At 67.3% G+C, this 12,015-nt stretch carries 10 protein-coding genes; 6 read left to right on the top strand and 4 right to left on the bottom strand.

The annotated features are described in order from the left end of the window. Window positions 1-71: 71 nt before the first annotated feature. Window positions 72-1,385 (bottom strand): AI-2E family transporter, encoded by a 1,314-nt coding sequence (locus AC1D1S_RS14830; RefSeq protein WP_476946357.1) that lies wholly within the window; start codon window positions 1,383-1,385, stop codon window positions 72-74. A 157-nt stretch (window positions 1,386-1,542) separates the two neighbouring features. Then, window positions 1,543-2,520, bottom strand: coding sequence for an aldose 1-epimerase family protein (locus AC1D1S_RS14825; protein ID WP_476994803.1), 978 nt, complete (start codon window positions 2,518-2,520; stop codon window positions 1,543-1,545). A gap of 90 nt (window positions 2,521-2,610) precedes the next feature. Between AC1D1S_RS14825 and galK the strand changes: the two genes are divergently transcribed. Further along, entirely contained in the window at window positions 2,611-3,771 is a 1,161-nt protein-coding gene (galK, locus tag AC1D1S_RS14820; protein WP_476946358.1) for a galactokinase, read from the top strand. 20 nt (window positions 3,772-3,791) lie between these two features. Continuing rightward, entirely contained in the window at window positions 3,792-5,030 is a 1,239-nt protein-coding gene (locus AC1D1S_RS14815) for an acetyl-CoA C-acetyltransferase (protein WP_476994802.1), read from the top strand. Between the two features lie 89 nt (window positions 5,031-5,119). On the opposite strand, the gene AC1D1S_RS14810 is transcribed toward AC1D1S_RS14815, so the two are convergent. Together AC1D1S_RS14810 and AC1D1S_RS14805 are read right to left on the bottom strand one after the other, a co-directional pair. Next, complete coding sequence (locus AC1D1S_RS14810) at window positions 5,120-6,037, bottom strand: Bax inhibitor-1/YccA family protein (RefSeq protein WP_243180050.1); 918 nt, start codon at window positions 6,035-6,037, stop codon at window positions 5,120-5,122. Window positions 6,038-6,187: 150 nt separating this feature from the next. After that, window positions 6,188-7,138: a hypothetical protein gene (locus AC1D1S_RS14805; protein ID WP_476994801.1), complete on the bottom strand. Its 951-nt coding sequence runs from the start codon at window positions 7,136-7,138 to the stop codon at window positions 6,188-6,190. Window positions 7,139-7,646: 508 nt separating this feature from the next. Here AC1D1S_RS14805 and AC1D1S_RS14800 point away from each other — a divergent pair. Genes AC1D1S_RS14800 through AC1D1S_RS14785 form a run of 4 tightly spaced genes read left to right on the top strand, consistent with a single transcriptional unit; the run spans window position 7,647 to window position 11,769 of the window. Further along, complete coding sequence (locus AC1D1S_RS14800; RefSeq protein ID WP_028277361.1) at window positions 7,647-8,930, top strand: branched-chain amino acid ABC transporter permease; 1,284 nt, start codon at window positions 7,647-7,649, stop codon at window positions 8,928-8,930. A gap of 9 nt (window positions 8,931-8,939) precedes the next feature. Further along, the gene (locus AC1D1S_RS14795; protein ID WP_028277360.1) at window positions 8,940-9,908 is read left to right on the top strand and encodes a branched-chain amino acid ABC transporter permease; all 969 of its coding nucleotides are present in this window, start codon (window positions 8,940-8,942) and stop codon (window positions 9,906-9,908) included. Beyond that, a complete protein-coding gene (locus tag AC1D1S_RS14790; RefSeq protein WP_243180061.1) occupies window positions 9,905-10,999 on the top strand; it encodes an ABC transporter ATP-binding protein in 1,095 nt (364 codons plus the stop codon). Before AC1D1S_RS14795 ends, AC1D1S_RS14790 begins: the two co-directional genes overlap by 4 nt. After that, entirely contained in the window at window positions 10,996-11,769 is a 774-nt protein-coding gene (locus AC1D1S_RS14785; RefSeq protein ID WP_223914179.1) for an ABC transporter ATP-binding protein, read from the top strand. The genes AC1D1S_RS14790 and AC1D1S_RS14785 overlap by 4 nt, the downstream gene beginning before the upstream one ends. The last annotated feature ends 246 nt before the right edge of the window (window positions 11,770-12,015 follow it).

Below are 12,015 nucleotides of genomic sequence, written 5' to 3'. Positions count from 1 at the left end.
ACAGCCAGGACATCGTCCAGCGTGACGGGCAGGCTCTCTAGGGTATTCACGAACTGTTCTCCTTCTTTGGATCAGGCGTCGGTGCCCCGTCCGGCATCGCTGCCCGGAGCACCGCTGTTGGGTGCGGCGCCCTCGCCGCCGGGGTTTGCGCCCGGCAGGTGGACGTCTGTGAAGGTGGTGTCTGCGCCGGGTTCGGGGGCAGAACCGCCCCCGGCTCCCGAGGTTGCCAACACTTCATCATGTTCCCACGTTCTGCCCGCAATGTAGCGAATCGACGAGTTTGCTACGGCAAGGATCGGAACGGAGAACAAGGCGCCGGGGATCCCGGCGAGGTAGGAGCCGGCCGCGACGGACAGGATCACGGCGACGGGGTGGAGGGAGACGGCCTTGCCCATGACGAGGGGCTGCAGGATGTGGCTTTCGAGCTGCTGGACGCCGAGCACGATCGCCAACATGATGAGGGCGTTGACGGGCCCGTTGGCGACCAGCGCCAGCAACACGGCGATCGCGCCGGTGAACAGCGCGCCGACCACCGGGATGAACGAGCCGAGGAAGACCAGCACGCCCAGCGGCAGCGCGAGCGGCACGCCGATGATGGCGGCGCCGACGCCGATTCCCACGGCGTCCACGAAGGCGACGAACATTTGGATGCGTGCGTAGCTGACCATGGATGTCCAGCCGCGGCGGCCCGCGCCGTCCGTGGCCCGGCGCGCCTTCCGGGGCATGAGCCTGACGAGGAAGGCCCAGATCCTGTCGCCTTCGAGCAGGAAGAAGATCAGGATGAACAGCGCCAGGACCAGGCCGGCGGCGAAGTGCCCGGCGGTGCTCCCGAACGTCAGAGCCCCGCTGAGGATGCTGCTGCTGTTGTTCTGCAGGGCAGCGGTGGCGTCCTCGATGTACTTATCGATCTGGGCGGCCGTCAGGTGCAGCGGGCCTTCCGACAGCCAGGTCTGTACCTGCTGCACGCCCGTGAGCGCCTGGGACCACAGTTCGCCGAAGCCCTGCATGAGCTGGCGCCCGACCAGGGTCAGGGCACCGACGATGAGGCCGATGAAGCCGAGCACCGTGATGGCGACGGCGAGCCCCTTGGGCACACGCCGGTTGGCCATCCAGCGCACTGCGGGGCTGAGGAGCCCCGAGAGGAGGGCGGCCACCATCACGGGGATGATGAGGAAGCTGACGTGGCTGAGCAGCCAGACCAGCAGCCCGATTACGAGCAGGATCAGCCCGCCGCGCCACGCCCAGGCGGCGGCGATCCGCACGCCGTAGGGAATGTCCTGGTCGATCTCCCGGTCGGTCCGTGCCCGGGCCCCGGCGCGTGACCCGGTCCCGGCCGCGGAATAGGAGGGGCTTGTGGCAGGTGCGGCGTCCTCAGCTGGCGTCATAGCCCCATGATTCCGTAGGCGACGCCCAATAGGAAACCAGAAACCAGCAACCAGCAACCGGCAACCAGCACCGGGCTACGGTCCAGGCACGGGCGACGGCCGAGGCACCGGCCCGGGGGCCGTTCATGGGGTCAGGCCGCCCGGTCAGCCCACAGCGTCAGCCGGCAGCGGCCGTCAGCGAGGCGGAGATGCCCCAGGTCATGGAGAACTGCTCCCCCGGCGCAAGCCAGCGCAGGCCCTCGCCGCTGTTGAACGCGTTGGCGGGACCGGTCATCGGCTCGATCGCGACCGCCTTCGACCGGCCCGGAAATTCCGTCGTCACGAAGACATGGACATACCCGCAGCCCGCGTCCTGCCACAGGCTCACCGTCCGCCCGTCGGGTGAGCGCAGCGTGTGCCGGGCGACGCCGCCGTCGAACTCCAGGTCCCTGTAGGCCGAATCGAGGTCCAGGGTCCCCACCGGCCGCCCGCCGCGCAGATCGAAGTCGCCGCTGACCGGTTCACTGCTGCGCGGGATGAGGCGGTCGTCGGCGACCAGCCTGGTCCGGGCGTCCACACTCACGGTGAGGTCCTCGCTGGGCACATCGCCCAGCCGCAGGTACGGGTGCGCGCCGAGCACGAACGGCGCACGGTCCTGGGAGTCGTTGATCAGGGTTTGGCGCACCACCAGCCCCAGGTCCTCGGCCAGTTCGTAGCGGACCCGGTGCCGCAGAAGAAACGGGTAGCCGTGCTGCGGAAAAACCGCCGCCTCCAGGGTTACGGAGAACTCGTCCTCGTCCACGAGATCGTAGGAGGAGTTCCGCAGCAAACCGTGGCTGGCGTTATTGCGGGAGACCTCGGTGATGTCCAGCTGCAGCTTCTTGCCGTTGAGGTGCCAGACGCCGTCCTCCACCCGGTTGGCCCAGGGTGCCAGCGTGATTCCGGTGGCGCCGGGCGCGATGTCGGCATCCCCGTAGGTTTCCGTCAGGGCGGTGTCTCCACGGCTGTAGAGCCGCAGGCCGGCGGCGAGTTCGGTGACGACTGCCAGGGCGTCGCCGCGCCGGAGCTCGTACTGCCGGCCGGACGCGTACCTGCGCATCGTGTCATTGGCGGCGGATACAGTGCCGGATGCCGGGGGTGTCGCTGAGAGATCCATGGTGACCACCGTACAGCCCGCACCACACAAACAACCCCGCGAACCCGTATACCTTGGACCCATGACTTCCAGCAGCGCAGGAGCCAGGCCATGAATCAACCCCTGGACGGCCGCGGGCTCGCCGCCCGGTTTGAGACGGTCTTCGGCGCCCGGCCCGACGGCGTGTGGCAGGCACCGGGGCGGGTCAACCTCATCGGCGAGCACACCGATTACAACGAGGGCTTCGTCCTGCCGTTCGCCATCGACCGGGCGGCCCGGGTTGCCGTCCGGGTCCGGCCGGATTCCACGGTGCGGATGCTCTCCACGTTCGGCAACCAGGGGCTGACCACCGCGGAGACCGGCTCGCTGGCCCGCGCCAGTGCCAGGGGCTGGACAAAGTACCCGCTCGGGGTCATCTGGGCGCTGCAGCAGCGGGGCCTTCAGGTTCCCGGCGTGGACCTGCTCCTGGATTCCGAGGTTCCGCGAGGGGCCGGCCTGTCGTCCTCCCACGCCATCGAATGCGCCGTGATTTCGGCGCTGAACGGGCTCATGGACGCCGGCCTCTCCGTGCAGGACATGGTCCTGGCCACCCAGCGGGCGGAGAATGACTTCGTCGGCGCGCCGACCGGCATCATGGACCAGTCCGCCTCGCTCCGGGCCACGGCCGGCCACGCCGTCTTCCTCGACTGCCGGGACCAGAGTGTCCGGCTGGTGCCGTTCGACGCCGATGCCGCGGGACTGGTGCTGCTGGTTGTCGACACCCGGGTTTCCCATTCCCACGCCGACGGCGGGTATGCGGCCCGCCGGGAATCGTGCGAACTCGCCGCCGAGGTCCTTGGCGTGCGGGCGCTGCGCGACGTCGGGCTCGAGGACCTCGAGGAGGCCAGCGGGCTTCTGGACCGGGAGACCTTCCGCCGGCTCCGGCATGTTGTCACCGAGAACCAGCGCGTGCTGCAGACGGTGGAGCTGCTGGACACCCGGGGCCCGGCCGCCATCGGCCCCTTGCTCGACGCGTCCCATGCCTCGATGCGCAATGACTTCGAGATCTCCTGCGCGGAGCTGGATCTTGCCGTGGACACGGCGCGGTCGGCCGGCGCGGTCGGCGCCCGCATGACCGGCGGCGGCTTCGGCGGCTCCGCGATCGCCCTGACCCCGGCGGGATCGGCGCAGCAGGTGCGCTCCGCCGTCGAACGTGCCTTCGCCCGGGCCGGGTATGCCGCGCCGGAGATCTTCAGCGTCAGCCCCGCGGCCGGAGCCATGCGGCTGGCCTAGGCGGGGCGTAGTCTGGGCGCATGCCAGAAGCTGTCATCGTTTCTACTGCCCGGAGCCCGATCGGCCGTGCGTTCAAGGGGTCCCTGAAAGACGAACGGCCGGACGATCTCGCCGCGGCCATGATCACGGCGGCCCTCGCCGGGATTCCGGAGTTCGACGCCGCCGCCGGGGCCGGCCACGGCCTGGACGACATCTATCTGGGGTGCGCCGAGCCAAGCGGCGAGGCCGGCTCCAACATGGCCCGTGTGGTCAGCATCCTGGCCGGGCTGGACAACGTTCCGGCCGCCACGATCAACCGTTTTTGTGCCTCCAGCCTGCAGACGCTCCGGATGGCCTTCCACGCCATCAAGGCCGGCGAAGGCCAGGCGTTCGTGGCCGCCGGGGTTGAGGCCGTGTCGCGCTACCGGGACTGGGCCGGTGCCGGCGAGACCGACGCCAGCACGCACAATCCGCGCTTTGAGGCGGYCCGGAAACGCACCGAGGCCCGCGCGGCCGCCAACACGCCGTGGACCGACCCGCGGCTGGGCGGCCGGATGCCGGACGTGTACATCGCCATGGGCCAGACGGCGGAGAACGTCGCCACAAGCTACGGCATCACCCGTCAGGAGCAGGACGCCTGGGCGGTGCTCAGCCAGAACCGGGCCGAGGCGGCCATCGCTTCCGGGTTCTACGCCCGCGAAATCACCCCCTATACCCGCGCCGACGGCTCGGTGGTGGACCGCGACGATTCACCGCGGCCCGGGGTGACAGCAGAGGCGGTCGGTGCCCTGCAGCCGGTTTTCCGCAGCGGCGGCACCGTGACGGCCGGGAACGCGTGCCCCCTCAACGACGGGGCCGCCGCCGTCGTGGTTATGAGTGATTCTCGCGCCCGCGAACTGGGCCTCGAGCCGCTTGCGCGGATCGTCTCCACCGGTGTCAGCGCCCTGTCCCCGGAGTTGATGGGCATGGGGCCGGTGGCAGCGACCCGCCGGGCGCTCACGATCGCCGGGCTGACCATCGGGGACATCGACCTCGTGGAGCTCAACGAGGCCTTCGCGGTCCAGGTGGTGGCCAGCGCCCGGGAGCTCGGCATCGATCCGGAGATACTCAATGTCCATGGCGGCGCCATTGCCCTTGGCCATCCCTTCGGGATGACCGGCGCACGCATGACCACCACGCTGATCAATGGGCTCCGCGCCCGCGACGCCTCTTTGGGACTGGCCACGCTGTGCGTCGGCGGCGGCCAGGGCATGGCGGTTGTGTTCGAGCGGCTCAGCTGACGGCTTCCTGCTGAGCCGCATACGAGAGGAGCCCCGCCATTGGGCGGGGCTCCTCTCGGGAAATCAGGGTCGTTCAGGAACGACGCCGGTCAGTCGTCGCCGCGCAGGATGGCCAGGAGTCGGATGATTTCGACGTAGAGCCAGACCAGCGTGACCGTGAGGCCGAAGGCTGCGGTCCAGGAGAAGCGCTGCGGGGCGCCGGCGTTGATGGCCGCCTCGATCGACGTGAAGTCCATGATCAGGGAGAAGGCGGCCAGGCCGATCGCCAGGAAGCCGATGAAGACGCCGAGCGGGATGCCCATGATCTCCACGCTGGTGCTCAGGCCAAACGGCGTGGTCACGGCCCCGGTCATCATCATGACGACGTTGACGAGGGCAAACACCGCATAGCCGATCAGGGCGATCATGAAGAACCGCATGAGCTTGGGCGTCGCCCGGACCTTGCCGCTCTTGAACAGCACGAGCGTCACGGCGAAGACGGACAGCGTCCCGACGACGGCCTGGATGCCGACTCCCGGGAACAGGTTGTCAAGGATGCGGGTCAGGCCGCCGAGGAAGAACCCTTCGAGCAGGGCGTAGGCCAGGATAAGTCCGGGCGACGGCTGCTTCTTGAAGGTGTTGACCATTGCCAGGGCGAAGCCGCCGAGGGCTCCGAGGATCATCAGCATGGATCCGGTGCCCTGCGGGACGGCGAGCGCCACTGCCGCGCCGACTACCAGGATGCCGAGGCACCCCGCGGTCTTGACGATGACGTCGTCGTACGTCATCCGTCCAATGTCAGCCGGCCCGGCCGCCGGGCGGTTGTACAGGTCCTGGAGCTGTTCCTGGGTCATGCCCTGCTGGGCCGCATTCCACCCGCCCTGGACCGGGGCCTGACCGTAAGCGGTCTGGCCATACGGGTTCTGACCGTACGGGGCCTGACCGTACGGGGCCTGCGGGGCAGGCGGTGCCTGGGTGGCTTCGCGGAAATTCTTTCCGCTGAAGATCGGGTTTCCGCCATGTGCCATTGCGGGTGTCCTCCAAAATAAGGGGGTGGGTGATGTTCCGGTGCGATGCGGACTAGACGAAATGGGGATTTTATATAGTCACGCTACCAATTCCCACGGCTGACCGGGAGGGATAGTTCCCCACGGGGACCGCCGCAACCGAACCGTGATCTAGGTCAGCGGGTTTTTCAGGCCTAGCATGCCCGCGGAGGCCAGCCTCCCGGTGCGGCTCGCGAGTGTGCGGCTCGTGAGCGTGCGGCTCGTGACTGTGCCGGCCGCCAGCAGGCCGGACTGTCCGTCACCGTGGAAATCGTCGAACCGCTGCGACGGGTCACCCTTCGGCTCGGGGAGCGGGCCGGGAACCGGCGCCGGCGTTCCCGTGCCGCTGTTGATAATGACGTCGTCGATGTAGATGTCGGCCATTTGCTGATCGTGTTCGGAGCCAAGCTGGAGCGTGTCGAGCGTCGTCGCGGAAATACTGACAGTGCCGGCGTAGACCGAACGCCCGTCCCACCAGATTTGGACGTTGGTCCCGGGGCCGTTGGGGACCACGTGCATGACGAGCCGGTGCCAGGAGTCAGTCGGGACGTCCCGCCGCAAGGTGGTGTAGGCGAACCCTGCGGGTGACGAGGTACGGAGCACGAGCTCATGGGAGATGTTCTGCCGGAAAACATCCAGGACGCGGACTCCGCCGGCAAAGAACCGGAAGTAGGGAACATTGTTTCCCGCCATTCCTTCGGCGGCGATGTTGAACCAGCCGTCCGCATATGCCTCCGTGGTCCCGGGGGTCAGGCCCACCGTCAGCCTGGCGATGGAGCCCGGCACCGCGGTGGTGTGCAGGAGGGCGGCACAGTTCCCGGAGTGCGAGAGCCCGGTGGACACCGAGACGCTCCCCGTCCCGGCCGCGGAAATGCCGAACCCGTCCAGGGTGCCTGCCTCGAAGCTGGACGCCGCGGCCTGGATCCCCGGATAGGGGTCCCTGAGTGCCTCGGTGGAGGCAACGCAGGCCTGCGCCCCGGCGGTTTCGGGGCCCAGGCTGAGCGCCGGGAGGCCCAGGATCGCCAGTACAAGCGAACCCGCGAGGCACAGCTTGACCACCCGGTTCATCAGTCGGCCCTCCACGATCGGCCCCTGCCTTCGGCGCCGGCCGGATTCCGGAACGAACGGACTCGGGTTCTGGCGCTCTCCGCACCATAACGCCGGCGGGCTTGGAAAAAGCTTGGGGGTGGCGGTTCCGCGGGCCGGAGCGTACGTGCCCAGCCGCCCGCGCCAGCAGTGGGTGGCCCGGCGAATTGCGGACCGGGCAGGCCACTGTTTAGGCATACTCGGAATCAACAAAAGTTTTCTTTAGCTGGGCTACAGCATGGTGTCGGCGGCGCTACACGGTTGTTACCCGATCGCGACGTTCTCCCTGCTCGCAGCGGCATTCTTTGGGTCGCCCGGGCTGTAGCATAGGCCACACAGGGTGACGGACATCACAACACGTGATCGTAGTGCCAGACGCTCGTCCCCTGACCGTTCGCAACGGTTGCAAAGGCGCAACCCACAGCACCCCCATGTGGAGGTTTTCAATTTGAGAAGCACAACGAGCGGCCTGTCGCAGAGACGGCGCGGCAGACTATTGAGGGCTGTGGGGTCAGTATTCGCCGCCACGGCTGCGCTACTGCTCATCGTGGCCCCGGCGTCCAGCGCCACGACCCCCTCGCCGACACCATCCCCGTCGGCCACCCAGTTCACGAACAGCATCAGCGGCTTCCTGCGCGGCGACGACCGCGCACCGATCCCCGGGGTGACCATCACCGCCACGAGCGGCGATTTCACGGGAACCACGAAATCGGGAGCCAACGGCGCCTGGACCATCGGCGTCCCCACCCAGGGAACCTACGAGGTCAAACTCGATGAGTCCACGCTTCCGCAGGGCATCAAACTGGCCGAGGGCCAGGAGAACCCCCGCAACGTCACCTTCAGCCAGACCTCAAACCTCTCGGTGATCTTCACGTTTGGCAAGGGCATTGTCGTGGAGCAGCAGAACTTCATGCAAAACCTGCTCAACCGGCTGGTGGCAGGCCTGAGCTTCGGCCTGTTGCTCGCCCTCGCGTCCGTGGGCCTGTCCCTGATCTTCGGCACCACCGGCCTGACCAACTTCGCGCACGGAGAAATGGTCACCCTCGGCGCGGTACTGGTGTTCGCCTTCAACCAGATGCACCTGCCGTTCTGGCTGGCCGTCATCCTGGCCGTCATCGGCGGCGGATTGTTCGGCTACGTCCAGGACGCGGGCCTGTGGAAACCCCTGCGGCGCCGCGGAACGGGGCTTGTTCCGATGATGATCGTCAGCATCGGCCTGGCCCTGTCCGTGCGCTACATCATCCAGTTCTACTTCGGCGGCGCCACCCAGCAACTGCCGTTCGCCCAGAGCGTGGAAATCCTGATCGGCCCGATCTCCATCTCCCCCAACAACCTCTTGTCCCTCCTCGTCAGCGCCGTCGTGATCGCCGCCCTCGGCGTCGTCCTGCTGAAGACCCGTCTCGGCAAGGCCACCCGCGCGGTGGCCGACAACCCGGCGCTGGCCGCGGCCTCCGGCATCGACGTCGACTCCGTCATCCGGATCGTCTGGGTGGTCGGCGGCATGCTCGCCGCCCTCGGCGGCATCCTCTGGGCCTACTACCGTCCCGGCGTCACCTTCGACATGGGCTCGCAGATCCTGCTGCTCATCTTCGCCAGCGTCACCCTCGGCGGCCTCGGCACAGTCTGGGGCGCCCTGGTCGGTTCCATCATCGTCGGCATCTTCGTTGAGCTGACCACCGTGTTCGGCCTCGCCGCCGACCTCAAATACGTGGGAGCGTTGTTCATCATGATTGTTGTCCTCTTGTTCCGCCCTCAGGGCATTCTGGGCCGCAAAGAGCGCGTGGGTTAGGAGACAGCCATGGACTTCGGATTCATATTTTCCAGCGCCGCCGGTGAACTTTTCAGCCCGACGACAGCTGCCTACGCCCTGGCCACCCTCGGCCTCGCGGTTCACTTCGGCTACACCGGCCTGCTCAACTTCGGCCAGGCAGGCTTCATGGCGGTGGGAGCCTACGGCTTTGCCATCTCCACCCTGACGTTCCATGTGCCGTTCTTCGTCGGACTGCTCATCGCCGTCGTCGCGTCCGCCATCTTCGCCCTGCTGCTGGGCATCCCGACGCTGCGGCTGCGGGCGGACTACCTGGCCATCGTGACCATCGCGGCGGCCGAAATCGTGCGCTACATCGTCACGACCAACCAGCTGACCGCCATCACCGGCTCGGCCAACGGCCTGGCCGCCTTCGAGGGCGATTTCTACGCCATGAATCCCTTCCCGCCGGGGACCTACGTTGGCATGAACAACCGCGACTTCTTCATCCGGGTGGTCGCCTGGGCAGTCGTGGCCGTCTTCTGCACCCTGGTCTGGCTGCTGATGCGAAGCCCCTGGGGCCGGGTACTCAAGGGCATCCGCGAGGACGAGAACGCCGTCCGCTCGCTCGGCAAGAACGTGTACGCCTACAAGATGCAGTCCCTGATCATCGGCGGCGCGCTCGGAGCCCTGGCAGGCATGATCTTCACGATTCCCCGCGGCGCGGTGCAGCCTGCCAACTACGGCACGGAACTGACGTTCTTCCTCTACACCTGCCTGCTGCTCGGCGGGCTCGGCACTGTRCTCGGCCCGGTGGTCGGCGCGATGATCTTCTGGGTGGTGCTCTCGCTCACCCAGGGCATCCTCTACGGCCTGATCGAGTCCGGCACCATCACGTGGCTGAATACGGTCCAGGCCGGGCAGCTGCGTTACATCCTGGTGGGCGTGGCGCTCATGCTGCTAATGATCTTCAGGCCCCAGGGCGTTCTCGGCAATAAGAAGGAGCTGGCATTCGCATGAGCATTCCAAGCGAAGAGTCACGGGACGAACCCCGCACGTCGGAAGAGATCGACTACATGACGGACAACCGTCCGATCGCAGCCGGCGAGATCGCGCCCGGTTGCAAGAAGCGTGATCCGATCGTGGTGGCAGAAAACGTCACCCGCACCTTCGGCGGCATCAACGCCGTCGACGTCCAGTACCTCGAGATCCCGCGGCACAAGATCACTGCACTGATCGGCCCCAACGGCGCCGGCAAGACCACCTTGTTCAACCTGCTGACGGGATTCGATACCCCGAACTCGGGTACATGGCAGTTCGAAGGCAACAACATCGCCGGCGTCTCCTCGTACAAGGTTGCCCGGATGGGGATGGTGCGCACGTTCCAGCTCACAAAGGTCATGGGCAAGCTCACCGTCATGGAGAACATGCGCCTCGGCGCCTCCAGCCAGTCCGGGGAACGGCTGTCCAAGGCTTTGTTCAAGGGCATCTGGGGCGGCCAGGAAAAGAAGATCACCCAGGAAGCCAACGTGCTGCTGGAGAAGTTCAAACTGGACGCCAAGAGGGACGACTACGCGGCGTCGCTGTCCGGCGGGCAGCGGAAGCTGCTGGAAATGGCCCGCTCCCTCATGGTGCGGCCCAAGCTGGTCATGCTCGACGAGCCGATGGCCGGCGTCAACCCGGCGCTGACGCAGTCGCTGCTGGACCACATCAAGAACCTCAAGGCCGAGGGCATGACCGTCTTGTTCGTCGAGCACGACATGAACATGGTCCGCCACATCGCCGACTGGGTGGTGGTGATGGCAGAGGGCAAGATCGTGGCCGAAGGGCCTCCCGCCGAAGTCATGAAGAACCCCGCCGTGATCGACGCCTACCTCGGCGCCCACCACGACGTGGATCTCGGCGACGCCGAGGGCATCAAGGAACTGGCCGCGGAGCTGGTCGCCGACGAGGAATCGATTGTCGGCACTGAAAACGCCGGCATCATCTCCGCCGACGTCCTCACCATCGAGGCGGAGGAGGCGGCGAACGGGACGACGCGCGGCCGCCGCAGCGCCGGAGAGCCGAACCGCGCCGAAGAGCCAAACCGCACAGAGAAGGACGAAGAATGAGCGCCACCAGCGCGGCACCGGCCGCCCAGCCCGCCTTCGATGGCGACTCGGTCGTGAAGGTCACCGATCTGGTGGCTGGTTACATCCCCGGCGTCAATATCCTCAACGGCTGCAGCATCGAGGCCCGCAAGGGTGAGCTGATCGGCATCATCGGTCCCAACGGCGCCGGCAAGTCCACGCTGCTGAAGGCCATGTTTGGCCTGGTCAAGGTCCACTCCGGCTCGGTGGTGGTCCGCGGGCAGGACATCACCGGGCTCAAGGCCAACAAGCTGGTCAGCAAGGGCGTCGGCTTCGTTCCGCAGAACAACAACGTGTTCGCCGCCCTGACCATCGAGGAAAACATGCAGATGGGCATGTTCCAGCGGCCCAAGGACTTCGCCCAACGGTTCGAATTTGTCTCCGAACTGTTCCCGGAGCTCGCCAAACGGCGCGCACAGCGGGCCGGCTCGCTCTCCGGCGGCGAACGCCAGATGGTCGCCATGGGACGGGCCCTCATGATGGACCCGGCCGTTCTGCTGCTCGATGAGCCCTCCGCGGGCCTCTCCCCTGTCAAGCAGGATGAGACCTTCCTCCGGGTCCACGAGATCAACCGGGCCGGCGTCTCCGTCATCATGGTGGAACAAAACGCGCGCCGCTGCCTGCAGATCTGCGACCGCGCCTACGTGCTGGACCAGGGCAAGGACGCGTACACAGGGACGGGCCGGGAGCTCATGAAGGATCCCAAGGTCATCCAGCTCTATCTGGGGACGCTCGCAGACACTGTCGAATAGCGCCGGGCAGTATCCCCCACAGGGCCGTCACCAGCCGGTGGCGGCCCTTGTGCGTGCCCGGCGGCGCCTGGCTGCGCCCCAGGCCTCTGGCCACGCCTCCGGGCGCCTCCGCAGCCGCTTGCTCGGCGCCTGCGCTCGTTCCTCCCCGGCGGCCCCCTCCCCTCGCTAGCTCGGGCAGGGACCCCTGCCGCCGTCGCCATTCGTTTTGAGCCACGTTTTCGCACCGGCTCCGGACCAGCGCTCCTC

The sequence above is a fragment of the Arthrobacter sp. P1_A5 genome (genome assembly GCF_056406825.1).
This window is presented reverse-complemented; position numbering and strand designations above follow the sequence as displayed.

Coding starts and splice junctions, on each gene's coding strand:
- AC1D1S_RS14830 (WP_476946357.1), bottom strand. CDS start 1,385: ATGACGCCAGCTGAGGACGCCGCACCTGCCACAAGCCCCTCCTATTCC.
- AC1D1S_RS14825 (WP_476994803.1), bottom strand. CDS start 2,520: ATGGATCTCTCAGCGACACCCCCGGCATCCGGCACTGTATCCGCCGCC.
- galK (WP_476946358.1), top strand. CDS start 2,611: ATGAATCAACCCCTGGACGGCCGCGGGCTCGCCGCCCGGTTTGAGACG.
- AC1D1S_RS14810 (WP_243180050.1), bottom strand. CDS start 6,037: ATGGCACATGGCGGAAACCCGATCTTCAGCGGAAAGAATTTCCGCGAA.
- AC1D1S_RS14790 (WP_243180061.1), top strand. CDS start 9,905: ATGAGCATTCCAAGCGAAGAGTCACGGGACGAACCCCGCACGTCGGAA.
- AC1D1S_RS14785 (WP_223914179.1), top strand. CDS start 10,996: ATGAGCGCCACCAGCGCGGCACCGGCCGCCCAGCCCGCCTTCGATGGC.